Here is a 23,269-nt window from a genome sequence, read left to right as displayed (position 1 = left end):
GGAGGGTCCGGAACAGGACCGGGCTGTGGACAACGCCCGGAAGGGCCCGCCGCGCTCTAACGTGAAGGGGAGCGCTGCCGGGACCGCCCGGCACCGACGTACTGACGGCGCAGGGAGGCGGACGTGGTGAACCACGGTGCTGGTGCGGTGGAGACGGCGCCACCCGGCCCCGGGAACCGGACCGGTCCGGGGGACGCGGAGGGGCTCTCCCCGTCGGAGGCGAGCAGGCGCTTCACCCGCAGGGTCCGTCGGGCCCGAACGCTGTGCCTGTGGAGTACGGCGCTCTTCCCTCTGGTGATCCCCTTCTGGGCCGCGTCCGGGCTGCTGGCGGAGCTGGACCTGGACACCCCGGCCGACCAGCCGGAGCTGCTCACCGCGGTCCGCTCCCTCGTGGTGCTCCTCGCCGCCGTCCTGTGCTCGGCGGCGATGTTCCGGATGATCCGGGACCGGCTGGACGGGGTGCGGACCCCGGACCGGCGCCTCTACCGGAGCATGTTCGTCCTGCTCGCCGTGGTCGCCCTCTTCCTGTGGTACATCCCCAACGTCTTCTTCATCTGCGCCAGCGCGTGGGCCATCGTCGCCTGCCTGGCGCCCAGGGGACGGCTTCTGCCCCCCACGCTTCTCCTGGCGGCACTGCCGTGGGTGAGCGCTCTCGTCTCGCCCCGGGACACCTCCCTCCTCAGCCTGCTGGGGCACGGCCTCGTCACGGTCCTCTGGGGCGTCCTCGTATGGCTGAGCCTGCTGTACACCGTCTGGCTGTGGGACCGGGTCCGGGAGGCGGTCGAGGGGGAGCAGGCCCGGGCCCGGTTGGCGGTGGACGGGGAACGGCTCCGTTTCACCAACGACATCCGGGAACTGCTGGGGCACGAACTCGGCGCGCTGGAACTCGGTGCACGGCGGGCCGGCGGGCTCCTGCGGACCGATCCCGAAGAGGCGAAGGCGGAGGTCGGCCGGGTCCACGACCTGGCCAGGACGACGCTGCGGCAGGTGCGCTCGGTGGTCCGGGGGTACCGCGACATCGACCTCGGCACCGAGGTGCGCTCGGTCCGCGCGGTCCTGGAAGCCAACGGGACCGTCACCGCCATCACCGGGCTCGACGGCCTCCGTCTGCCGTTGGACACCTCCGCCCTGGCCGCCTGGGTGGTGCGCGAGGGCGGCACGAACGTCCTACGGCACAGCCGTGCCCACCGTTGCCGGATCGCCTTCTCCGTGCTGGAGCCCTCCGGGGACGGGCGCCGGGAACTCGTCGTCGAGGTGGTCAACGACAGGGCCCGCAAGGGCGGGCGGGGCGGAGCGGACTCCGACGGCGGGCTGGCCGGGCTCACCGAGCGGATCGATGGGGCGGGCGGCACCCTGACGGCGGCCCGGACCGACGACGGCGGCTTCCGGCTTCGGGCCGCCCTCCCGCTGCCCGACGGGCCGGTTCTCCCGGAGGACGGTGTGCGCGGCCCGGCCTCGATCGCCGTACCGGACCGCCGGACCGGGCACGCGCCCCCGCCGTGGTCCACCGCCGCGACAGCTGCCGTGGACCTCGGTGGGGATGTCCCCGGGCCAGCTGCCCCGCCACTGACGGGCCCGGAAACGGATGCCCTCCAGGGGGAGGGCGCCGACCCCGGCGGCATGGCCGACGACCGACGGGTCCGGATCGCCCGGCGCATCATCATGGGGACGATCGGCCTGAACGGCCTGATCCTGGTCGCCCTGGCCTTCGGAGACGTCCTCGTCAGTCTCCAGATCGGCGTGCCGTTGTGGCGTTCGGTGGTGGGCACGGCTCTGGCGGTGGCGGTCGCCGTCCTCCTGGTCCGGCTGCTCCGGGAGCGGGTGGGCGGCAACCGGCAGCCGAGCCCGAAGCTCTTCTGGGCCTCGGTGGTACTGCTGCTGACGGCAGCCGTGTTCCTACGCTCCCCGCCCCTGACCCTGGTCATGATCGGGGTCTGGTGGGGGACCGGGATCTTCTTCACCTCGCGCCGGTCCGGGCTCCTGGTCACCCTCCTGCTCCTGCTGTCCCCCCTGCCGCTGATCCCGACCTTCTTCGACCCGAGCGAGGTCGACCCCCTCGCCTACGGCCTGGTCTGGCTGGCCGCGGCCGCTGCCGCGCTGCTCCAGGTGACGGCCACGCTCGGCACGGTCTGGCTGTGGGACATCAGCCGTGAGGCGGTCGCCGGGCAGCGGGCCCGCGCCCGGTTGGCGGTGACCCAGGAGAGGCTCCGGTTCGCCCGGGACATGCACGACCTGCTCGGGCACAGCCTCTCGGCCCTGTCGGTCAAGGCACAGTTGGCCGGGCGGCTCGTGGACCGGGCCCCCGAACGGGCGGGCACCGAGATCGCGGAGGTCCAGGCCCTGGCCCGTCAGGCGCTCCAACAGGTGAGGTCCGCGGTCAGCGGGTACCGGGAGGTCGATCTGAGGGGTGAGGTGGACGCGGTCGCGGCCGTCCTCGGCTCGGGCGGTACCAGGGCGGAGGTCACCGGTCTGGACGGGCTGGAGTTGCCGCCGGAGGTCGCCGAACTGGCCGCCTGGGTGGTGCGTGAGGGCGGCACGAACGTCCTGCGGCACAGTGAGGCCGAGGCGTGCCAGATCAGTTTCACGCTCGCCCGGGAGGGCGACGACGGGCTGAGACAGCTGGTCGTGGAGGTCCACAACGACCGTGCGAAGGGGGAGGACGCGGAGCGCTCCGGCGGCAACGGGCTGGCCGGCCTGGCCGAGCGCGTCGCCCTGGGTGGCGGAGCGTTGTCCGGGTCCCGGACCAGGGACGGCGGCTTCCTGCTCCGCGCGATCATCCCGCTGTGATCCGTCGGCCCTTCGGTCCCACAGGCGTGCTCAGAGGACTCTGACCGAGGAGAGGGCGGCGTCGATGCCCTCGGTGGCCTCGTCCGTGCCGCCGGTGTTGAGGCCGAGCACGAAGGCGCCCTTGCCCCCGGCGAGTTCGACCACCAGGAACCGGCCGTAGGCGTCCGCACCGTTCCCGGAGCCGCTGCCCACGGTGGCTCCGAAGGCGGGCAGGCCGTCCACCTCGGTCTCCCCGGACGGTTCGGCCCACACGTCGCCGCCGTCGGTGACCAGGTCGTCCACCATGTCCACGGCCATACGCGCCCCGGAGACCGCGACGGGTTCCAGGGAACCGAGGTCCTCGGTTCCGGTGACGATGATCGCGTCCGGGTCGTCCGCGGATCCGTAGACCGCGTACGAGGAGTACTCCGCCGGGACCTGGTCGTCGCCGAGCCGTTCCCAGCCCTCGCCGGGCAGATCGTAGGCCAAACCCGCCCTGGGGTCGGTGACGGTGCCCTCCCCGTCGGGTCCCGCGCCCGGACCGGCGGCGCCGTCCTCCCCGGCCTCCTCGGTGCTTTCGTTCCCGTCGGTGCCCGGGGCGGCTCCCGCGCCGGACCTCGGGCTCTGTTCGGAGAGGAACCAGATGAGACCGACCGCCGTGACCAGGAGGAAGAGGAAGGTCACCGCAAGAGCGATCGTGAGGGCGGTACGGCGGGTGCTGTCGGTGCCGTTCTCGTCAGACCGTCGGCGGCGGACGCCGGAGGCGCTGTCCTCCTCGTGCGCGGTCCGTTCGGGTGCTGTGTTCACGTCTGGCTCCTGAAAGGGTGCTGGCCGTTCCCCGGGCCCCGGGGCCCAGAGAGGCAGTACCCGCTGCGCCCGCCCGCGGAGCGGGATCGACGTGGCCGGATCGGGCCGTTTTCGGTCGGAGCGGAGCCTGCCGTGGTGGGTCGGGCCCGGACCGGGCGGCCCGGTCCCCTCAGGTGTGCCGGACGTACCAGGGGAGGAACGGTTCGCACCTGGGGTGCGGTGGCCTGTTGTCGGAGCCGGTTCCGGGGGCGGGCAGGATGACGGTCGCGGAGCGGTGGCCGGTGCGCAGGGGCACCGCGGGGTCGGGGTGCCGGCTCTGGCCGGCCTCCTCCAGCGGTCCGGGGTCGCGCGGCGCCGTCTCCTCCGGCGCTTCGCCCCGCGCCTCTTCCTCGGGGCGGGCGGGGTCGCGGGGCCTGGGAGGGGCCTGGACACCGTCGTCCGGAGGGTCATCTGCCGGAGGGCCGTGCGGGTGGTCGTCCCCCGCCGATACCGCGGGGGGAGCGCAGGCCCCGGCTCCCGTGGTGAGCCCGAGGACCCGGTCGAGCTCGGCGGGGCTGAGGGCGTGGTCGGTGTCGGCCACGGCGATGAGGACCTCGGCGTAGAGTTCGATCTCGTCCAGGGCGACGTGGTCGTGGAGACGGTCGCGCAGACCCGGGGTGCTCGCCACCACTCACCTCCCGGGACAACGGCGTCGCAGGACAGGACGGCAGCCCCTGCGCGGGGCGTTGTGGGCGCGGGCGCGACGGAACCGTTCCCACAGGGCGAGAGGATCCCCAGGTTACGTCCGCCAGTGCCCGGGGCGCATGACTCTTGTGGACCAGTGGTCCGCCCACCCGGGTTAGCCAGAGGCCGGTGGCCCCCTCGGGGGAGGGGCGCGGGGCCTCCCCCGAGAGGACCATCCGGTCGCGGGGCCGGTGCACGGGACCGCTGTGCGGACGCGGTCCCGGGACGCGTGCGAACCGTCGCGCGGGTCAGCGCCAGGTGACGTCCTGGTGCTGGACTGCGTAGCCCGCGTAGGCGGTGGGGGTGTGCTCCAGCACGAGGCGGTCGTCGTCGTTCAGCTCCCGGACGACCTTGCCGGGCAGGCCCGCCCAGAGGGTGTCCGGGGGGACGGTCTTGCCGGGCGGCACCAGCGAGCCCGCGGCGACCAGCGCGCCCCTGCCCACCCGGGCGCCGCCCAGCACGATCGCTCCGATGCCGATGAGCGCGCCCTCCTCCACGATCGCGCCGTGCACCATCGCCTTGTGGCCCAGGCTCACGTCGTCGTGCAGGATCGCCGGCTGTCCGGGGTCGGAGTGCAGACCGCACTGGTCCTGGATGTTGACCCGTTCACCCACCACGATGTCCTCGGTGTCGGCGCGAAGGACCGATCCGTACCAGACACTGCTCCGGGGGCCCAGCCGGACGCGTCCCACCACGACGGCCCCGGGAGCGATCCAGGCGGTGGGATGGATCTCCGGTTCACCGAAGGGAGCCCCGCCGATCCACGGCCCGGGGGCCTGTGGGGCCTGCTCCGCCGCCGGTCCGTCCGTCGCGCTGCCCATGTCACGGTCCTCTCGAACGTAGGTCCCCGGGGGCCGGTGTGCGGGAAGTTGACCGCTCTGCCCCCGTACGGGGATGATCGCGCATACCTTAGTAAGAACGTGACCAGGGTCCGCACGGCGATGTACCTGTCAGGGATCTTGACGCTGAGGCGCAGCGCGTGTCTACCTTGGTCGTTTGGACGGTGTCCACGGCGTTACGCTCCGCTCTCGGCCGGTGCCCCTCATCGCGCCGAGCCGGAGCACGAAAAACCATCTTCGGGCCAACCTCACCGCAGGGGCCCGACGGGTGTTTCTGTGACAAATGGGTACGGGGCTACTCTCACCATCTGCGACGCGCAGTCAACGGTGTTAAGGACATGAAGGGCACATGAGCGATATGTTGCCGGGCGGCGGACTGCAGCAAGACAGGTTCCCGACAGTGCGCAAGGGCGGCTACGACAAGGCGCACGTCGACGACTACTACGTCCGAATGGACAACCAGTTCAAGGACCTCCGCGAGCGTCTCCAGCGGATGGACGACGAGCTGGAACAGTACAAGCGCGACCTCGCGATCGCTCGGGAGAAGGCCCAGGTCAAACCTGAGCACGAGCAGATCAGCGAGCGCATGGCGGAGATCCTCCGGATAGCCGAGGAAGAGGCCAAGGAGCGTCGCTCCCGGGTCGAGACCGAGGTGAAGGAGGCCCAGAAGAAGGCCCAGGAAGAGGTCGCCAAGCACCGCAAGGACTCCGAGGAGCACGCCGAGCGGATCGTCTCCTCCGCGCGCACCGAGGCCAACGAGATGGTCGCCGGTGCCAAGAAGGAGGCGGACCAGCTCCGGGAGCAGGCCAAGCAGGAGGGCGACCGCCGTCTGAGCGAGGCGGAGGCCAGGGCCAAGAAGATCCACGACACGGCGGACCGCCGTCTGGCCACGCTGACGGCCACGCACGCCGAGGCGCTGCGCCGCCTGAAGGACATGCACTCCACGCTGGCCGACCTGGTCGCGGCCGAGGACCGGGCCGGCGCCCTGGAGACGGGCCTGTCCCGCGAGGACGCGGCGTCCGCCCCGGCGGAGGCCCCCAGGGATCAGCGCGACTCCGGCCAGCAGAAGCCGGGCCGGCAGAACGCCGGCCATGCCAAGCAGGCAGCCAAGCCCGAGGGCAGGGCTTCGGAGGACAAGACGGCCCAGGGTCGGGCTCCCGAGAACAAGGGCTCGGAGAACAAGGGCTCGGAGGGCGGGGCTCCTGAGGCAGCCAAGCCCGCAGCCCAGCCGGAGAAGGACGAGGCCACCACCAAGCTTCCCCCGCTCCAGCAGGAGTCGGACGAGGCGACGGTGCGCATCAAGCCGGTGCCCAAGCCCGACCAGGCCAAGCAGGAGGGCCCGAAGCCGGAGGCGCAGCAGGACGAGGGCAAGGGCGGCGACCCCAGGGCCGCGGCCTCGCAGCCCCCGCAGGGCGCCCGCTTCACCGGCCCGGCCCCGGGCGGACAGCCGCAGGCCCACCAGCAGCAGAGCGGGCCGCAGCAGCCCCCGGCGGGCCCGCCCGCCGACGAGGCCGGCGGTGACCCGGGCATCACCGGTGTCTACCGGCGACCGGAGGGCCCTCAGCAGCCGCCCACGGGCGACGAGGGCGTTCGGATCATCCGTAAGCCCTGACGGGCGGAGCTCCGCCCGTCAGGTGACGGGGGCGGGACCAGGCCGGTCCCGCCCCGGTGTTTTGTGGTCAGTTGTAGGGGGACGTCCGCCTTGTCGCAGGCTGTCGGCTACGATGCCGACAGCCATGATGATACGCGCGGCCATACGGTCTGACCTCGGTGCGATCCTGCGCCTCCTACGCGACCTCGGTGACACCACTCATACGCAGAGCGCGCACGTTCGCATGTCCTCAGCGGCCGTACGCGCCTGGACCCGGATGGAGAACGACCCCGACCGCACCGTTCTGGTGGCGGAGCGCAGGGGGCAGATCATCGGGACCCTGGACCTGCTGGTGGTGGCCAACCTGACCCACGACGCCCAGCCCTGGGCGGTGGTCGACAACCTCGTCGTCGATCCCGAGACCAGGCGCCAGGGCATCGGCAGGGCGCTCATGGAGGACGCCTTGGACCGCGCCACGCGCGCGGGTTGCTACAAGGTCGAGTTGCTCTCCTACGAGGGCCATCAGGGGGCGCACCACTTCTACGCCTCCCTGGGCTTCGACGAGTCGTCCGCGGGCCTGCGCCGCTACCTCTGAGTCCTCGGCACGGCTTCGCCGGCCGAGGTCGTCCTCCTGGGGCCGCCGCGTAGCGGTACACCCCTCATGAACGACACCGCCACCAGGCCCAGCGCCGCGACGGGGATCCCGGCCACGAACACGCCCTGCATCGCGTGGTCGAAGGCGCCCACGATCACCTCGCGTACGGGTTCGGGCAGTGAGTGCACCAGCTCCGGAGATCCCTGCGCCGAATCGGCCGCCTCCTCCAGGCCGATCGCCAGTGCCTCGGCGCCGGAGTCGGTGCCGTTCGCGGTGTCGACGGCCAGGCGCTCCCGTGCGGCGGTGGCGGCGGCGGCGAGTTCGTCGTTGAGCCGGCTCACCATCACCGCACCGAAGGCCGCCACGCCCATGGCACCGCCCAGGTTGCGGAAGAAGGTGACCGAGGCGGTCCCGGACGCGAGGTCTCGCACCGGCAGTGAACTCTGGGTGGCCAGCAGCAGGAGCTGCATGTTGAGCCCGAAGCCGAGTCCCACGAGCATCTGCCCCGCGACGACCGTGGTCAGCCCGGGGTCGACCTGGGCCAGGCTCAGCACGGTGAACCCGAGCACGCACAGCACCATGCCGACGACCGGGTAGGCCTTCCACCGGCCGGTCCCGCTCACCGCGAAGCCGGAGCCGATCGAGGTGACCAGGAACGAGCCCACCAGGGGCAGGGTCATCAGGCCGGACACGGTCGGGCTCATGCCGTGGACCATCTGGAGGTACTGCGGCATGTAGATGATCAGGCCGAACATCATCATGCCCACGGCCACCGAGCCGACGGAGGCCAGCACGAAGGTGCGGTCGCGGAACAGGCGGGCGGGGATGATCGGTTCCTTCGCGCGGCGCTCCACCAGGATCGCGGTGGCGGTCAGCAGCACCGAGGCGGCGCCCATGGCGTACGCGGCCGGGGAGTTCCACGGGATCTGGGTGCCGCCCAGACTGATCAGGACGATCACCGTGCTGGCGGCGCCGAAGATCAGACCGGCGCCCAGCCAGTCCACGGACGGTTTGCGGCGCGGGGTGAACGGCATCCGGAACATGAACTGGATGACGCAGAACGCCACCACGGCGAGCGGAACGGTGATGAGGAAGCACCAGCGCCAGCCCAGCGGGCTGTCGACGAGGAAACCGCCGACCAGGGGGCCGAGCACGGTGGAGACGCCGAAGACCATGCCGATCAGCCCGCTGTAGCGGCCGCGCTCCCGGGGGGAGACGACGTCGCCGAGGATGATGTTGGGCAGGGTGGCCAGTCCGCCGACGCCCAGTCCCTGCAGGGCGCGGGCGGCGATCAGCCAGTTGATGTCCTGGGCGAATCCGGCGGCGAGCGAGGCGACGATGAAGACGCCGAGGGCGATCTGGAAGAGGAGTTTGCGTCCCCAGATGTCGGAGAGCTTGCCCCACACCGGTGTGGACGCGGTCATGGTCAGCAGGGCGGCCGTGGCGACCCAGGCCAGCCGGTCCTGGCCGCCGAGCTCGCCCATGATCGTCGGCAGGGCGGTGCCGATGATCGAGTTGGTGAGCATCGAGGTCAGCATCGCCAGCACGAGACCGACCATGATCCGGCGCACGACCCGGCGCGGGGGGTACTCGGGTGCGGGCCCGGTCGGTTCGGTGGGGGGCGGGGACGCCTGTGGGGGAGGGGGCCCGGGGGTCCGGGACGGTTTCTGTGGCTTGGTTCTCCCGCGTACCGACTGTTCCATGAGGCCCCCGATTCCGGACGCACGAAAGCCCCACGGCACACACACCGGGGGCAAGCATCCACCTCAGGTATATGTAAACGCTGTTGACCTGTCAAATCGGTATCTCTACGCCCGTTCCGGTATGCGCCGGGTGCACCGAGGTGCCAACCTGGAAACCTGAAAGCCAGACCGCGGCCACCAAGGGGTGTGCAGATGGACCATCCGGACAGGACCGGAGGCGGTGCCGAGGCACCGGTGCGTGGCCGTGAGGCGACCAGGGAACGAATTCTCGCCAGCGCGAAGGTGTTGTTCACCAGCGAGGGGTACGGGGCGGTCTCCTCCCGCAAGATCGCTTCGCACGCGGGGGTGAACGTCGCCCTGATCAACCGCTACTTCGGGTCCAAGGCCGGACTGCTCACCGAGATCCTGCGCGAGGACGGCGTCTTCCCCAGACTGATCGAGGAGGGCTCGCCGGAGGGGCTGACGGAGCGCCTGGCCGAACACTCGGTCAGCCGACTGCATGGCGAGGGGAGCCCGCTCCAGCTGTCGCTGGACGACTCGGCCGGCGACCCCGACCTCCAGGCGGTCTACCAGGGGCGGCTCAAGAGCGCGCTGATCGAGCCCCTCGCCGCCTACCTGGGTGGCAGGGACGCGCGTGTGCACGCCTCCCTGGTCGCCGCCGTGCTGATGGGGGTGGGCCGGGTCCGGCGGGTGGAGGGCGCGACCGCCCTGCGTGCGCACGACCGCGAACAGCTCAAGGAGCGGGTGCTGGCCCTGCTGGAACTGTGCCTGAAGGACTTCGACACCCCTGATTAGGGCGACTGGGCCTTGGGTTGCTCCCGGGCCCGGCGGTGGTTCCTCCCGGGGCGGGCGGTCGCCGAACGTGAGGGTCCCCGGCCCTCCCCGGTGGGAGAGGGGCGGGGGCCCTGCGGGACGAGGTGTCCCGGACGCTCCGGGGTTCTAGAGCGGCAGTGCGCTGATCGCCGCGGCGACGCCGCCGATCGGCAGGATGAACGCCCAGTACTGCATCGGCACGAAGAAGAACGTGTGCGCGTTGCGGTACACCACCGGCTGGCCGGTGGCGGGGTGGAAGCCCTGCCTGGGAGCGTTCAGCTTCCTGCCGGCGAAGTAGACGCCCACGGCGCCGAGGACCAGGCCCGCGCCCGCGCCGAGGCCCGCGGAGTCGCTGCCCAGGACTTCGGCTGCCAGGAAGCCGAGGGGGACGGTGAAGACCGCCGCGATGAGGACGACGAGAATGCCCCAGCCGTTCCAGATGATCATGTGGACCTCTATGAGCTGTTTTCGTGGGGGTGTGGACGGTCAGTGGGATACGTGTGGCGAATGGGTGGTTCTGGGTTCTTCTTGAGTCACAGGGCGGATTCCTCGCTTTTTGCCGTTCCGGCAAGGGAACTCGCTCGGCCCGCCGCCACTGAGCAGAGTGGTAGGCGGAGGTGGACGGCACATGGCCCACGAACACGAGTCCCTGCCCGAGGAGATGGGCGAGGACTTCTGGAACGAGCGGTACCGCTCCGGTGAGCGGATCTGGAGCGGGCGGCCCAACCGGCACCTGGTCGCGGAGGCCGGGGGGCTGCCCCCGGGGAGGGCGCTGGACGTCGGCAGTGGCGAGGGCGCGGACGCGCTGTGGCTGGCCGAACGTGGATGGCGGGTGACCGCGGTCGACATCTCGTTCGTGGCGCTGGACCGGGCCGCGGCGCACGCCGCCGAACGGGCACCGCACATCGCGGAACGGATCACCTGGCTGGAGGCGGACGTGACCCGGTGGTCTCCGCCGACGCCCGGGTTCGACCTGGTCACGGCCCAGTTCATGCACCTCTACCCGGACCCCCGGGCGCGGTTGTTCGCGGGCCTGGCCGCCGCGGTGGCGCCCGGCGGTGAGCTCCTGGTGGTCGCGCACCACCCCAGCGACCTGGAGCAGGAGGTGCCGCGTCCGCCGGACCCCGAGCTGTTCTACGGGGGTGAGGAGGTGGTCGCCGCGCTCGCCGAGGGGGAGTGGGAGGTGCTCGTCGACGAGGCCCGGCCGGGGGAGCAGACCCTGGACGGCACCACCTACACCGTGCACGACCTGGTGGTCAGGGCGCGCCGTCTCGGGTAGGTGGTGGTCAGGGGGCCGGCCGCGCCGGTGGAACCGCCTGTCGGAGCGGCCGGTCCGTCGAAGGTGCGGAGTGTCGTCAGTCGCGGAGCTTGGCGACGACGTCGATTTCGACGAGGATGTTCGCCAGGTCCGAGCCCACGGTGGTCCGCACCGGGTAGGGGGCGGTGAAGTGCTGTTCGTAGACGGCGTTGAACTCCGGGAAGTCCGCCTTGAGGTTCTCCAGGTGGACGGTGGCCTTGACGACGTCGTCGAGGGTGAGGCCGTGTTCGGCGAGTACGGCGGAGACGTTGGCCAGTACCTGGGCGGTCTGTTCACCCACGGTCGGCGCGACCCGCCCGGTTTCGGGGTCCTGGGGGCCGAACCCGGCCGTGTACAGGAACCCGCCCGCCACGACGCCCTGGCTGTAGGCTCCGGCCGGAGCGGGGGCCTTGTCGGTCCGGACCGCCTTCTTGGACATGTGACTCCTTCGGTCGGGTCTGGTGTGCACCTGCGCGTGCCGATGCCCGTGCTGGTCCACCGTCGTCAGGGCACATTTACTGGCAACAAAGTTACCAATTTTCTTTCGCGCAGCGTATCTTGGGCCACACCGGCACGTCGGCGGCAGCCTCGCCGCACCGGGCGTCGGGGACCCCGAACGGAGGAACAGTGCAGCCCGAGACCGTACTCGCCGGAGGACGGGTGATCGATGGCAGCGGCGGCCCCTCCCGCCTCGCCGACCTCGTCCTGCGCAACGGCCGCATCAGCCATATCGTCCCGCCGGGGAGCGCCAGAACCACCGGAAGCGTGATCGACGTGACCGGGCTCGCGGTCGCCCCCGGGTTCATCGACATGCACGCCCACTCCGACCTCGCCCTGCTCGCCGACCCCGCCCACGAGGCCAAGGTCTGCCAGGGCGTCACCCTGGAGGTGCTGGGCCAGGACGGGCTCGGCTACGCTCCCGTCACCGACGACACCGTCGAACCGATCCGCGAACAGATCGCTGCCTGGAACGGGACACCGGAACTCGACCACTCCTGGCGCACGGTCGGTGAGTACCTCGACCGGATCGACCGCGGCTCCGCGACCAACGCCGCCTACCTCGTCCCCCAGGGCAACGTCCGGATGGCGGTGGTGGGCAACGACGACCGGCCGGCCACGGCATCCGAGGTCGACCGTATGCGCGCCATCGTCGCCCGGGGCATGGCCGACGGCGCGCACGGGCTCTCCTCCGGTCTGACCTACACCCCCGGCATGTACGCCGACGACGACGAGATCGTCGCCCTCCTCGAACCCGTCCGCGCCTCGGGCGGCTACTACTGCCCCCACCACCGCAACTACGGCTCCAGGGTCGTGGAGTCCTACCAGGAGTGCCTGGACGTGGCCCGCCGCGCACACGTGCCCCTCCACCTCGCGCACTGCCACGTCAACTTCCCGCAGAACCGGGGCCGGGCCCCCGAGGTCCTCGACGCCATCGACGAGGCCACCGTCCGGTACGGCCTCGACGTCACCCTTGACAGCTACCCCTACCGGGCCAGCGCCACCTACCTCGGCGCGCCGCTGCCGAGCTGGTCCCAGGAGGGCGGGACCGCCGCTGCGCTCGACCGTCTGCGCGACCCCGACACCCGGGCCCGCATCCTGCACGAGATCGAGGTGGAGGGCACCGACGGCAACCACGGCATCCCGATGGACTGGAGCACCCTCGTCGTCACCGGGACCGCGGACCCCGCGCTCTCCTGGGCCGTGGGCTCCTCCGTCGCCGACCTCGCCGAACAGCGCGGCGAGGCCCCGGGCCGGGTGTACGCCGACCTGCTGGTCGCCGACGAACTCCGCAGCGGCTGCCTCCTCCAGGTCGGCAACGAGGAGAACATCCGCGCGATCATGCGGCACAGCGCCCATACCGCCGGCAGCGACGGCATCCTCGTCGGCGACCGGCCGCACCCCCGGGGCTGGGGCACCTTCCCCCGCTACCTGGGCCACTACGTGCGCGAACTCGGCATCCTCAGCCTGGAGGAGTGCGTCCGTCACCTGACCTCGCGCCCCGCCCAACGGCTCGGCCTCACCGACCGGGGGACCATTCAGCTCGGCGCCGTCGCCGACCTCGTCGTGTTCGACCCCGACACCGTGGACGCCCGGGCCACCTACGAGGATCCGCGCCGCACCCCGGTGGGCGTCGAACACGTCATGCTCGCCGGCGAGTTCACCCTCCGGGACGGCAGGCGCACCGACCGCCTGCCCGGCCGGTCGGTTCGCAGGGGCCGCCGATGAGCGGGATCGACGCGGTCTGCGTCGGCGAGACCATGGCCGTGCTCACCTCGCCCGAGGCCCTGGCGGAGGGGACCCGGCTGAGCGTGGGCACCGGCGGGGCGGAGTCGAACACCGCCGTGGCGCTGTCCCGGCTCGGACACCGGGCCGCCTGGGTGAGCCGGGTCGGCGACGACCCCTTCGGTCGGATCGTCACCGGCGCCGTCGCCCGCCGCGGGGTCGACGTGCGCGGCGTGGAGGTGGACCCCGGACACCCCACCGGCCTGTACGTGAAGGACACCGCGCCCGGCGGGGCGGGGGTCCTGTACTACCGGCGGGGGTCGGCGGCCTCGACGATGTCCGCCGCGGACGCGGAGAAGGTGTGGTCCCGAGGGCCCCGGCTGGTGCACCTGTCCGGGATCACCCCGGCGCTGTCCGCCAGCTGCGCCACCCTGGTCGAGTACCTGCTCGACCGGCGCTCCGGCAACGGCGCGCTGCGTTCCTTCGACGTCAACCACAGGCCGGCCCTGTGGTCCGCACGCGAGGCCGGGCCGGTGCTGCTGGACCTGGCCCGCCGGGCCGACGTGGTGTTCGTCGGCCGTGACGAGGCCGAACGCCTGTGGGGCACCCCCGCCGCGGAGGACGTCCGCGCGGTCCTCCCGCAGGTGCCGACCCTGGTGGTCAAGGACGCCGCGCACGGGGCGACGTGCTTCGACGGGGCGGACACGGTCTTCGTGCCCGCTCCGCCGGTCGAGGTCGTGGAGGAGGTCGGCGCGGGCGACGCCTTCGCCGCCGGGTACCTGTCCGGCCTGCTGCAGGGCCTGCCCGCCGACCGCCGCCTCGCTCTGGGCCACGCGGCCGCGGGCGAGGTCCTGCGCTCCCGGGGGGACACCCTCGAGAGCGTCCCCCGGGAACTGGGGCTCTGAGGGAGCAGCGGTACCGCGTCCGTTCCGGCGTCCGCGGGCGGGCGGCCTCAGCCGATGACGATGGCCCCGGCCAGGACCGGGGTGCCGAAGCGCACGGAGCCGTTCCCGGAGGCCAGGGTGCGGCTGCCCTGGCAGCTGGTGCCCGCGAAGAGGGCGAACCGGGACTCGCCGTCGATCTCGACGACCCCGCCCTGGCCGGTCTCCAGGACGCGGCAGCCGCCGTTCTCCACGGTCTGCTCGTGTCCGGACTCGAAGGTGACGCGGACCGGCGCGGTCTCCTCCTCCTTGCTCGACATCCCCGAGATGGCTCCGGCGATGGTGGCGGACATGGTGGCAAGGTTCGCAGGGCGGATCGGCACGGGATTCCCCTCTTCACCGGGCTCACACGAGCCCTCGAGACACAGGTACTCAAGACGCGGCCGGGCACAGAAGGCGCCGCCGAGTACGGAGTTGACTACTCTGTGTCATTTAGCTACAGGATCACGTGAATGGAGGGGACCGGCGGCGGAGTGTCGGCGGATTTCTCCCTGGGGTGAACGGGTGCTTTGTCGGCTTGGTGCCGTCTGGGTACGATCGGTTCCACCGGACGGGGAGGGAGGAAGCGCGTGCAGTACCTGCTGCCGTTCCTGGAGTTCCTCACCTTCGGTTTCCTGCCCGCCGACCTTCCGCTGCCCGGTGTGCCGGGCGGGGCCCTGACCCTCCTGGTCGTGGCGGTCGGCGCGGCCCTGGCCTGGATGGCCCTGCGTGGCACGGCCCCGTGGCCGGTCGGCGACACCGCCACCGGCACGGCGCACGCGATGCGCCGCAGATCGAGGAAGCTTCCGGTCCTCACACTGTGTGACCCCGACGCGGCGGGCAGGCCGCGTCCCAGGGCACCGGGCGCGGCCCTTCCGGCCGCTCGCTGACCCACGCTCCGGGGCGGTGTCCACGACACGCCCCCGCCGCGCCGCGGCTCCGAGCGGCCCGACGTCTGAACACCCCATCCGGACGAAGGGCCTCACCTTGTACACCCTCGGGCCGATCGCGGCCGCCATCAACCTGCTCTCCGCGGTTCTCGCCGCACTGACCGGCATACTCACCCCGCTCACCGGAGCCCTGGCCGCTGGGCTGGCGGTCCTCGCCCTGACCGTCGCCGTCCGACTCCTCCTGCTGCCGTTGGGGGTGGCCCAGGTGCGAGCGGAGAAGCAGCGCGCCCGGCTCGCGCCCCGGCTGGCCGAGATCTCCGAACGCCACGGGAGGAACCCGGAACGGATGGTCGCCGAACAGCGCAAGGTCTACGCCGAGGCGGGCACCTCTCCGCTGGCCGGGTGCCTGCCGGGGCTGGCTCAGATCCCGCTGGTCATCGCCCTGTACGGGCTGTTCGTCGGGGCCGGCGCCGGTGAGGAGCCGCTGCTCGCGCACACCTTCGGCGGCGTCGAACTGGGTTCCACCCTGGTCTCCAGCGCCGAAGGACTCCTCGTCGCACCCGTCTTCGCCGTACTCCTCGCGCTGCTGGCCCTGGTGGCCTGGGCCAACCGCCGTTACGTGGTCCTGCCGATGACGAAGAACGGCCCGGTGCGGTCCCCGATGCTCGGGGCGCTGTCCTACATGCCGTTCACGACGGTGGCCGTCGCCGCGTTCGTGCCGTTGGCGGCCGGGCTCTACCTGTTCGCCTCGACAGCCTGGGCGCTCGCGGAGAAGGTCGTCCTGCGCCGGGTCCTGCCGGACTGAGCTCCGGTGCCTCCCCGACCCGGCGTGCGCCCCGCGCGCCGGGTCGGGGCCGACCGGGGCCGGGCCCCTAGAACTCGACGGTCACGCAGGCCAGGCGGTCGCCCGCGCTGCCCGCGTGGCCCTCGTGAGTGGCGGTGTGCTCGTCGTGCAGGACCAGGGACTGCGCCTCACCCTCGCGGAATTCCCAGTCGACGGTGGCGGTGACGAAGGCGTTTCCGCCGTCGTCGGTGGTCATGTCCAGCCAGACCTCGTTCTCGGGGTTGGCGTACTCGGGGTCGCTGGAGGGCTCGCCCTCCGCGGCCTCGGGATCGACCTCGTTCTGGTAGTGCGGTCCGGCGTCGCCGGGGTCGTCGCCGCACTTGTCGGTGTGCACGTGGGCGCCGAAGTCCCGGTCCGCCTCCAGGCCGGTCCCGGTGAACTGCACGAAGGTGGAGCCCTCCTGGACACGGACCTGGACGTCCGCGGTGGCGCCCTCGGGGACGGCGGTCTCGTCGTAGGTGACCGCCCCGGCGCCCTGCCCCGGCGGGAGGAAGGTCGAGGCGGTCACGCTCGGGGCGGTGGTGGGCTGGGCCGCCGGGCTGTCGGTGGCGGCCGATCCGTCGTTGGTGGAGGGCGTTCCCTGGGCGCAGCCGGTGGCGAGGAGGGCGGTCAGGGCCAGACCGGTGGCCGTTGGCGTAATGCGCATCTCGGGACTCCCGGGTGTTTGTTGCTGTGGATGCCCGCAACGTTACCCAAAGTGTGCGTCAGATAACTACGGGTGCGAGAACTGTGGTGTGGTCGGAGGGTCGAAGGGGTCCCTGAGCGTGAACGCGTCGGGGCCGGGGCCCTTGGCGCGCAGGGTTTCCAGGCGCCGCCCGCCCTCCTCCAGTGTGGGGACGGTACCAGCAGGAATCCACCACAGCGCCAGATGGGCGCCGGAGGTCCGGTGGAACCAGTCCCTGCGCTGGCGCAACAGCTCCAGGTGTTCGGTCCGGTAGGTGAAATCCCACAGCGACTGCACCGTCTCCCACACCGAGAGGTTCACCAGAAGTTCCGGGCCGAACGGCCGCATCTTCGTCGCGTCCGGCTCCCCCTCCTCGACCAGCCGCCACACGAAGCCCGGGGAGCGGTCGGCCAGGGCGTTGATCGGGTCGAGGAGGTCGGTGAACCCCGACATCGAGGGTTGGTCCAGGGGCTCCTTGAGCGTGCCGACGTTGATCTGGGCGAGATGGAACGAGGTGTGGGGTGAGGGGGTGCTCATGGGGTCAGGACACCACGGCCCGGGTTTCTATGTCAAGAATTATTGTTTTTGGAAATGACCACGCAGCAACGCCCGGCTTCCGGGGCCAGCCGGGCCTCGGCGGCCTCCTCCCCCCGCGCCTCGGCCCGGGCGGCGAGCATGCCCCGCACCAGTTCCAGGTTGAGGCCGCAGGCCAGCGGCGGGAAGTCCCGGGCCAGCCGGTGGAACGGGCAGTTGCGCAGCCGGAACCCGGACCCGTCCGCCTCCCCCTCGGGGTCGGCCTCGGGCTCGTAACCCCGCGCACGCAGCAGTTCCAGCACCGACCCCGCTTCGGTGTCCGCGCCGATCCGGCGTCCCTCCTCCCGGGCCGCCGCGTGCAGGGACTCCTCCGCACCGTGCCGTTCCACCGCCTCGGCCAGCACCCGGGCGGCCAGTTCGTAGTCGCGCGGCGGCAACTGGATCGAGACCTCGTGTGCCGAACGCCGGTACAGCTTGGCCGGCCGGCCCGACCCCGGCCCCTCGCGGCCGCTCACCTTGCGCCGGACCACCTCCAGCAGGCCCGCCTCCGCCAGCCGGTCCAGGTGGTGCGCGGCCAGTGTGCGCTGGATTCCGAGTGCCTCTGCGGCCTCGCCCCGCCCGACCTCGTCCCCCGAGTCCGCGACGTAGTCGTACAGCCTGCGCCGCAGGGGGTCGCCGAGGGCCCGGGCGGCATCGATCGTGGAGTCGTCCATGCCCCCATTGTGCTCCGGCAAAGCCCGGCCTCCGCCGGGATGGCAGACTGGTGCGGCCCACCACGACCCCTGCTGAACAGGCGACATGCGAACGATCAGACGCGGCGGCGAACACGAGATCGAGATCAGGAAGTCCCGGTTCATCTGTGCCATGGCCAGAGTGGACAGTGAGGACGCCGCCCGAGCGTTCATCGCCGCGCGCCGCAAGGAGCACTGGGGCGCCAACCACAACTGCACCGCCTACGTGCTGGGCGAGGACGGCGCGGTACAGCGCTCCAGCGACGACGGAGAACCCGCCGGGACCGCGGGGGTCCCCATGCTGGAGGTACTGCGCCACCGCAGGATCACCGACACCGTCGCCGTGGTCACCCGCTACTTCGGCGGGACCAAACTCGGTGCGGGCGGCCTCATCCGCGCCTACGGGAACTCGGTGTCCGCCGCGGTCGAGGAGTTCGGGCTGCTGGAGCGCCGTCAGCTGCTGGTGGTGGACGTGTTCGCCGACTACGTCCTGGGCGGGCGGCTGGAGAGCGACCTGCGCGACTCCTCCCTCACCGTCCGGGAGGTCGCCTACGAGGACCGGGTCCGCATCGAGGTGGCGCTCCCCGAGGCCGAGCTGCCCGGCTTCGAGATCCGGTTGGCCGAGCTGACCGGCGGCAGGGCCGCCTTCGAGGTGAGGGGCACCACGGTCGTCGAGGTGGAACCCGAAACCGGCCCCTGAAAGCGCGGGTGGCGCGTACACAGAGCGGTAACGAGTGGTCGGCCCTGTGTACCCACCCGACCGTTTCCCGGCTTAGGATTTGCCGTGAACGTCATCGTTTCGTGGGGAGAGACCGTCAATGCGCAGCTCACGCGTGCCCCAGGCCCTGACCTGTGGCCTTGTGGTGCTGCTGGTCGCGGGGTGCACCGAGGACCCCGAACCGCCCGCACCCGCTCCCGAGGAGGAGCCCTCCCCGGTCCCCACCGCCTTCGCGGGCGAGGCGCCGCCCGGCATCGAGGGTGACGTCCTGCGCTACCTGCACGGTGACGGAGCCGAGGTCCACGACATCCTCGACGACCCCCTGGGTGTGCGCATCAGTCCCGTCGGTGGGGCCTTCCTGATCAGCTCCGGAGGTGAGGACCGCCACCTGCTGCACGACGCGGCCACCGGCGAGACCCTCTGGGAGGGTCAGGCGCGCTTCCGCGGGTTCGACGTCGACTCCGGGGGTGAGACCGTCCTGCTCATGGCGGACGGTGACGAGGCTCCCTTCGTCCTGGGTGCGGACGGCGAGACCCGCTGGGAGCCGGACGCACCCGGCGACGCCTACCTCGACGGGGTGGCGGTGCGCCGCCCGGCCGAGTGGAGCACACAGGAGCCCTACGGCGACTACTCCGTACTGGACACCGACGGCGGTGAGTTGTGGTCCTACACCTTCGAGCCGGAGCCGGAGGAGGACGAAGAGGACCCGGAGTCCGAGGGGGACCCTGAGGACGCCGGGACCGAGGAGCCCGAGGAGGACGCGGACGAGGCCGGCCAGGAGCCCGAGCGCCTCGGTGTTCCGGTGGCCGTCTGGGACGACACCGTGCTGCTGGACTCAGGCGATTCGGCCCTGCACGCCCACTCCCTGGACCCCGAGGAGGCCGGAGAGCACCTGTGGTCCGCGAGCGCGGACGACGAGGAGCTGGATCTGCCCGCCACCGCGCCGGTCTCCGTGCCGCAGGTCCTCGGTGTCTTCCGGACGCCCGCGCCCGAGGGGGAAGAGGCCGAGGAAGAGGACGACGAGGGCGACGAGGCCGGACCGGACGTGGTGCTGCTGCGCTGGGCCCAGCCCGAGGCGCCCTCGATCCTGTCCGCGCACGACGCCGCCGACGGCACCCCGCTGTGGACCCTGGAGGAGGCGGGGACCAACCCGGTCTCCCGGAAGTTCGACGAGGCCGGGGCTCCGGGCAGCCTCTACGACACCGACACCGCGACCCTGCTGCTGCCACAGGCCAGCGGCGAGGCCACGTTCGTCGCCGTGGACCTGGTCGCGGGCGAGGTCCGCTGGGGCCTGGAGGAGGAGGCCGGTTCGATCTCACCGGCCTTCGCGCACGGCGGCCTGGTCTACGGAGACCTGCGCTCCAACGAGCAGGGCGACCCGCAGTTGGTGCTGGACGCCGAGACCATGGACGTGGTCGGTGAGGACCTCTCCGCGTACGTGGAGGCGGTCACCGACACCGGGCACGCCATCCTCGTCCAGGACCGCCAGCGGTTCGTCTTCGGCCCCGAGCCGGAGGAAGAGGACAGCGGGGACGCGGAGGAGGGCACTGACGGCTCCGAAACCCCCGAGGACGGCGCCTCCTCCGACGACGCCGGCTGACGGCCCCGCCGGAACACGTCGATCAGCCCTCCCCCGGATCACGCGAGGGTCGCATTCCGGTGAACACCCGCCGTCCGTCCGGCGGCCCCCACGAGCGTGCCATGGGTGATCAGGGGCACATTTTTGCTCTCCGGCTCCCCAGGAAACCCGGATGGCCTGTGGAAACCCGTCCCCGCAGCAGAAGTCGTGTCCTTTGGCGTCGGAGGCGTGAGAACCAAGGGACGTCCGGCGAGGTCCTATGGAGGTGTGTACCGGAAGACAGGTTCCCTTCGCGGAATCTTCCCCCCGCCTCCCGGAGGTTTTCGATGGCTGCTGAGGGTAGTTCCGAAAGGCCGGACAGCCCTGAGTTCCACGACTTGTTTCTGGCGCACTTCGACACACTCGTCACCTTCCTCGTGGCCCGGACGGACGTCGGACGACACGGCGCCGAGGACCTGGCCCAGGAGGTGATGGTCCGTGCCTGGAGGTCGTGGCCCAAGCTGGTCGGAGACGTCCAGGACCTCGGCCCCTGGTTGCGAACAGTCGCCAGGCGCCTGGCGATCGACACCAACAGGGCCCGCCGCGCCCGGCCCGAGGAGATCCTGTGTGACACGTCTTCGAACCTCGCGGAGCGGGCCGTGGCCGAGGAACACGACAGGTACGTGCTGGACCGCGTCACCGCCCGCGCGGTGATGGGTCTCCTCGGTCCCCGGCACCGACAGGTGATCGAGCTCTACTACCTGCGCGACCTCGACATCCGGACGATCTCCCGGTACCTCTCGGTACCGGAGGGCACCGTCAAATCCCGGCTGCACCACGCTCTGAGACTGATGCGCAGGGGACACCAGCAGGTTCGCGAGGACATCGCGTGCTGATCCCCGGTAGTCTCGGTGTCACACGCTCCGGGGCCGGGTGCCCCGAGGTGTGTGGCCGCACCTACCCATTCCTCTTCTGACGCTTGCGTTTGAGCTTCAGCCTCCGCTTGTGCTCCCTTGTCCTCGAATCGCGCAGGGTCAGCCTGATACCCATCGGCCCGGTGTCCACGGTGCCGTCCTCGGCCGCGGTCCAGTGCCAACGGGCGTGATCGGACTCGCCCTGCGCGACCACCAGGGTGTCGGCCGGAACCAGAGGGAGGTCGTCTTCCTCGCTCCGGCTCAGGCGGCGCGGTACCAGCAGGGCCCGGCGTAGCCGCTGCCGGGGCGCGGGGCCGCTCAACGGCTCCGTTTCCGTCTCGGGAGGACTCTCCCCCTCCTCCGGGGGCAGGGCCCTCCCCAACGTGGTCTGGCCGTCGACCTCGTGCAGGGTCAGACCGCATTCACGCAGCCCGTCCCCGATGACCTGGATCGCCTCACGGGCTGTCGTGGAGTGGCCCCCGACCGTGAAGAGTCCGCTGATCTGCCCGAAGTCGACGAACACCTGCTCGCCTCCGCGTGCCCGTTCGATCACTCCGACGCTGACCAGGGTGCTGTCGGCGGTGATGCCGATGTTCGTGTGGGTGGTGGTGTTGAACCGCACCGCCGAAGTCGCCGACCGGCTTCGAGAGTGTCGCCAGATGGTCGGTTTGAGTACACGCCAGGAAGCGGCGGGCGGCGTGGAGTTCGCCGGGACCAGCATGGTGAGCAGCTTCGGCGCGGTGAACACCGCGATCGGACGCGCTGGGACCTCCGCCGGCGCGTTCACCAGTTCGAGGAAGCCGATGTTGGCCCGCTTGGCCGCGCTCCGGTCTGCCGCGATGATGTCGGAAGCCAGCTGCCGCCGCTTGTTGCGCCGCATGGTCCGCACGAAGCGGGGCGGCTTCGGTCGGCGCCACGGCAGCGCGGCGATCTTCCGGAACGGCCACGCCACACCCCGGAAGATGGGTTGCCAGAACAACGCCAGAACCGTGAGCACGGCCAGAGCGGCCATACCCGAGATCAGGATCTTGGGGTCGATGTTCGGCCGCCGCATACCGGGTGAGGTCTGGGCGTCCGGTCCGTCACTGGCGCTCGCCGAGGGGGACGGTGAGGGTTCCGGGGAAGGCGGTGGAGCGGGCGGTTCCGGAGGCTCCACTCCCTGGGCGATCGCTTGGTCCACCGCGGCCACGCACAGCGGGTCCTGGCCCTGGAGTACCCCGTCGCCTGCGGCGTCGTAGGGCATGATCAGGTACCAGCCGGGACGGAGCTCCTGGTCGACGCCGAGCTGACCCCCGTCGGGCTGCGTGCGCCCCGAGGTGTACTGGTAGATCTCGGCCGCTCGCGTCGGATCGCCCAGGGTGGAGTCGGCGATCTCGAAGAGCCCCGGCGGTTCCTCCGGGACCGTGTAGTAGATCACGGTCGGGCAGTTCTCGTACGGATCCACGGGGACGGGTTGGGCGGACACCGCCGGGGAGGACAGCGTGAGAGTGGCTCCCACCATCCCCAGCAGAGCCAACACGGCCTTGGTGCCCGGCCTCACGGGTCTCGCCGTCCCTGCTCGTGTCACTCGATCTCCCGGACTTCGGTTCTTCTCGACGCGGCCGACCCCTAGGACAGTACGGATCCGGGGTGTATTCGGTTCACTCCGGCATCTGCCGCTCACTTGGGGGTTGGTAACGTCACCACGACCGCCCGCACCCCCTGTGTCCGGATTCTGGCACCACGAATTGAACCCGGTTCCACACGGGTCCGTACTGAAGGGTGACGGCGGTGGAGTGGCCGTCGATCACACGGACGACACAGGCACACGCGGAGGACCAGTATGCCCAAGTACGAGGTGGACACCGACAAGACGGAGGAGGCCTCCAGCTCCCTGGCCTCGGACTTCGCCGAGTTCCAGGAGAGGATGGAGACGATCAAGAGCAAGGTCGACAATCTGATCGCCGACGGTTACTCCACCCCTGCCGCCGAGCGCGACTTCCGCCCCTTCTTCGAGGATTTCGCGGAGGGCTTCGAGCAGGTCAACAGCGGACTCGAGGGAATCAGCAAGTACGTCAAGGGTGTCGGTGACACCTTCTCCGAGACCGACCAGTCGCTGGGCGAGGGCCTGCGCTGATCCCGTCCGGGACGGGGACCGGC

Annotated in this window: 24 protein-coding genes; 13 read left to right on the top strand and 11 right to left on the bottom strand. The window is 71.4% G+C overall.

Features of this window, described 5'->3' with window-relative positions; all coding sequences use genetic code 11:
- The first annotated feature begins 123 nt into the window (after positions 1 to 123).
- Positions 124 to 2,787 carry a sensor histidine kinase gene (locus tag ACUKCB_RS19395; RefSeq protein ID WP_473037015.1) on the top strand — a complete coding sequence of 888 codons (2,664 nt, stop codon included), beginning with the start codon at positions 124 to 126 and terminating at the stop codon, positions 2,785 to 2,787.
- Positions 2,788 to 2,817: 30 nt separating this feature from the next.
- Here ACUKCB_RS19395 and ACUKCB_RS19390 read toward each other — a convergent pair whose 3' ends face one another.
- From ACUKCB_RS19390 to ACUKCB_RS19380, 3 genes are all read right to left on the bottom strand, one after another.
- The gene (locus ACUKCB_RS19390) at positions 2,818 to 3,573 is read right to left on the bottom strand and encodes a hypothetical protein (protein WP_473037014.1); all 756 of its coding nucleotides are present in this window, start codon (positions 3,571 to 3,573) and stop codon (positions 2,818 to 2,820) included.
- Between the two features lie 169 nt (positions 3,574 to 3,742).
- A complete protein-coding gene (locus tag ACUKCB_RS19385; RefSeq protein WP_473037013.1) occupies positions 3,743 to 4,240 on the bottom strand; it encodes a hypothetical protein in 498 nt (165 codons plus the stop codon).
- Positions 4,241 to 4,544: 304 nt separating this feature from the next.
- Positions 4,545 to 5,117 carry a gamma carbonic anhydrase family protein gene (locus tag ACUKCB_RS19380; protein ID WP_473037012.1) on the bottom strand — a complete coding sequence of 191 codons (573 nt, stop codon included), beginning with the start codon at positions 5,115 to 5,117 and terminating at the stop codon, positions 4,545 to 4,547.
- Between the two features lie 376 nt (positions 5,118 to 5,493).
- Here ACUKCB_RS19380 and ACUKCB_RS19375 point away from each other — a divergent pair, with 376 nt between their 5' ends.
- Positions 5,494 to 6,747 carry a cell division protein DivIVA gene (locus tag ACUKCB_RS19375; protein WP_473041072.1) on the top strand — a complete coding sequence of 418 codons (1,254 nt, stop codon included), beginning with the start codon at positions 5,494 to 5,496 and terminating at the stop codon, positions 6,745 to 6,747.
- 124 nt (positions 6,748 to 6,871) lie between these two features.
- On the top strand, positions 6,872 to 7,321 hold the full coding sequence (locus ACUKCB_RS19370) for a GNAT family N-acetyltransferase (RefSeq protein ID WP_473037011.1): 450 nt from the start codon (positions 6,872 to 6,874) through the stop codon (positions 7,319 to 7,321).
- On the opposite strand, the gene ACUKCB_RS19365 is transcribed toward ACUKCB_RS19370, so the two are convergent.
- Entirely contained in the window at positions 7,312 to 9,024 is a 1,713-nt protein-coding gene (locus ACUKCB_RS19365) for an MDR family MFS transporter (protein WP_473037010.1), read from the bottom strand. The genes ACUKCB_RS19370 and ACUKCB_RS19365 overlap by 10 nt on opposite strands.
- 192 nt (positions 9,025 to 9,216) lie before the next feature.
- Here ACUKCB_RS19365 and ACUKCB_RS19360 point away from each other — a divergent pair, with 192 nt between their 5' ends.
- Positions 9,217 to 9,819, top strand: coding sequence for a TetR/AcrR family transcriptional regulator (locus ACUKCB_RS19360; protein ID WP_473037009.1), 603 nt, complete (start codon positions 9,217 to 9,219; stop codon positions 9,817 to 9,819).
- A gap of 144 nt (positions 9,820 to 9,963) precedes the next feature.
- On the opposite strand, the gene ACUKCB_RS19355 is transcribed toward ACUKCB_RS19360, so the two are convergent.
- On the bottom strand, positions 9,964 to 10,284 hold the full coding sequence (locus ACUKCB_RS19355; protein WP_473037007.1) for a hypothetical protein: 321 nt from the start codon (positions 10,282 to 10,284) through the stop codon (positions 9,964 to 9,966).
- Between the two features lie 181 nt (positions 10,285 to 10,465).
- Here ACUKCB_RS19355 and ACUKCB_RS19350 point away from each other — a divergent pair, with 181 nt between their 5' ends.
- Complete coding sequence (locus tag ACUKCB_RS19350) at positions 10,466 to 11,116, top strand: class I SAM-dependent methyltransferase (RefSeq protein WP_473037005.1); 651 nt, start codon at positions 10,466 to 10,468, stop codon at positions 11,114 to 11,116.
- A 76-nt stretch (positions 11,117 to 11,192) separates the two neighbouring features.
- On the opposite strand, the gene ACUKCB_RS19345 is transcribed toward ACUKCB_RS19350, so the two are convergent.
- Positions 11,193 to 11,573, bottom strand: coding sequence for a RidA family protein (locus ACUKCB_RS19345; RefSeq protein ID WP_473037003.1), 381 nt, complete (start codon positions 11,571 to 11,573; stop codon positions 11,193 to 11,195).
- Between the two features lie 188 nt (positions 11,574 to 11,761).
- On the opposite strand from ACUKCB_RS19345, the gene ACUKCB_RS19340 reads away from it, so the two are divergent.
- Entirely contained in the window at positions 11,762 to 13,360 is a 1,599-nt protein-coding gene (locus tag ACUKCB_RS19340) for an N-acyl-D-amino-acid deacylase family protein (protein ID WP_473037002.1), read from the top strand.
- Positions 13,357 to 14,262 carry a sugar kinase gene (locus ACUKCB_RS19335; RefSeq protein ID WP_473037001.1) on the top strand — a complete coding sequence of 302 codons (906 nt, stop codon included), beginning with the start codon at positions 13,357 to 13,359 and terminating at the stop codon, positions 14,260 to 14,262. The genes ACUKCB_RS19340 and ACUKCB_RS19335 overlap by 4 nt, the downstream gene beginning before the upstream one ends.
- 47 nt (positions 14,263 to 14,309) lie before the next feature.
- Here ACUKCB_RS19335 and ACUKCB_RS19330 read toward each other — a convergent pair whose 3' ends face one another.
- A complete protein-coding gene (locus ACUKCB_RS19330) occupies positions 14,310 to 14,621 on the bottom strand; it encodes a hypothetical protein (protein WP_191275509.1) in 312 nt (103 codons plus the stop codon).
- Between the two features lie 246 nt (positions 14,622 to 14,867).
- Between ACUKCB_RS19330 and ACUKCB_RS19325 the strand changes: the two genes are divergently transcribed.
- Together ACUKCB_RS19325 and ACUKCB_RS19320 are read left to right on the top strand one after the other, a co-directional pair.
- Positions 14,868 to 15,167 (top strand): DUF6412 domain-containing protein, encoded by a 300-nt coding sequence (locus tag ACUKCB_RS19325; RefSeq protein ID WP_452540577.1) that lies wholly within the window; start codon positions 14,868 to 14,870, stop codon positions 15,165 to 15,167.
- 97 nt (positions 15,168 to 15,264) lie between these two features.
- Positions 15,265 to 15,972, top strand: coding sequence for a YidC/Oxa1 family membrane protein insertase (locus ACUKCB_RS19320; protein ID WP_473037000.1), 708 nt, complete (start codon positions 15,265 to 15,267; stop codon positions 15,970 to 15,972).
- 67 nt (positions 15,973 to 16,039) lie between these two features.
- Here ACUKCB_RS19320 and ACUKCB_RS19315 read toward each other — a convergent pair whose 3' ends face one another.
- The 3 genes from ACUKCB_RS19315 to ACUKCB_RS19305 all read right to left on the bottom strand — a co-directional run bounded on the left by ACUKCB_RS19315 (position 16,040) and on the right by ACUKCB_RS19305 (position 17,922).
- Positions 16,040 to 16,657, bottom strand: coding sequence for a superoxide dismutase family protein (locus ACUKCB_RS19315; protein ID WP_473036999.1), 618 nt, complete (start codon positions 16,655 to 16,657; stop codon positions 16,040 to 16,042).
- 66 nt (positions 16,658 to 16,723) lie between these two features.
- On the bottom strand, positions 16,724 to 17,212 hold the full coding sequence (locus ACUKCB_RS19310; RefSeq protein WP_473036998.1) for a DUF3291 domain-containing protein: 489 nt from the start codon (positions 17,210 to 17,212) through the stop codon (positions 16,724 to 16,726).
- Positions 17,213 to 17,244: 32 nt separating this feature from the next.
- Positions 17,245 to 17,922, bottom strand: coding sequence for a helix-turn-helix transcriptional regulator (locus ACUKCB_RS19305; protein WP_473036997.1), 678 nt, complete (start codon positions 17,920 to 17,922; stop codon positions 17,245 to 17,247).
- 85 nt (positions 17,923 to 18,007) lie between these two features.
- Here ACUKCB_RS19305 and ACUKCB_RS19300 point away from each other — a divergent pair, with 85 nt between their 5' ends.
- From ACUKCB_RS19300 to ACUKCB_RS19290, 3 genes are all read left to right on the top strand, one after another.
- Complete coding sequence (locus tag ACUKCB_RS19300; protein ID WP_473036996.1) at positions 18,008 to 18,640, top strand: YigZ family protein; 633 nt, start codon at positions 18,008 to 18,010, stop codon at positions 18,638 to 18,640.
- 118 nt (positions 18,641 to 18,758) lie between these two features.
- On the top strand, positions 18,759 to 20,258 hold the full coding sequence (locus tag ACUKCB_RS19295; protein ID WP_473036995.1) for an outer membrane protein assembly factor BamB family protein: 1,500 nt from the start codon (positions 18,759 to 18,761) through the stop codon (positions 20,256 to 20,258).
- Positions 20,259 to 20,563: 305 nt separating this feature from the next.
- A complete protein-coding gene (locus tag ACUKCB_RS19290; RefSeq protein WP_473036994.1) occupies positions 20,564 to 21,112 on the top strand; it encodes a sigma-70 family RNA polymerase sigma factor in 549 nt (182 codons plus the stop codon).
- A 61-nt stretch (positions 21,113 to 21,173) separates the two neighbouring features.
- Here the strand turns inward: ACUKCB_RS19290 and ACUKCB_RS19285 are convergent, their stop codons facing one another.
- Complete coding sequence (locus ACUKCB_RS19285; RefSeq protein ID WP_473036993.1) at positions 21,174 to 22,670, bottom strand: hypothetical protein; 1,497 nt, start codon at positions 22,668 to 22,670, stop codon at positions 21,174 to 21,176.
- A gap of 282 nt (positions 22,671 to 22,952) precedes the next feature.
- On the opposite strand from ACUKCB_RS19285, the gene ACUKCB_RS19280 reads away from it, so the two are divergent.
- Positions 22,953 to 23,246 (top strand): WXG100 family type VII secretion target, encoded by a 294-nt coding sequence (locus tag ACUKCB_RS19280; RefSeq protein WP_473036992.1) that lies wholly within the window; start codon positions 22,953 to 22,955, stop codon positions 23,244 to 23,246.
- Positions 23,247 to 23,269 lie beyond the last annotated feature (23 nt).

Source organism: Nocardiopsis moroccensis (assembly GCF_055763695.1).
The sequence above is the reverse complement of the archived record's forward strand: the minus strand, read 5'-3'. Positions and strand labels throughout refer to the sequence as shown.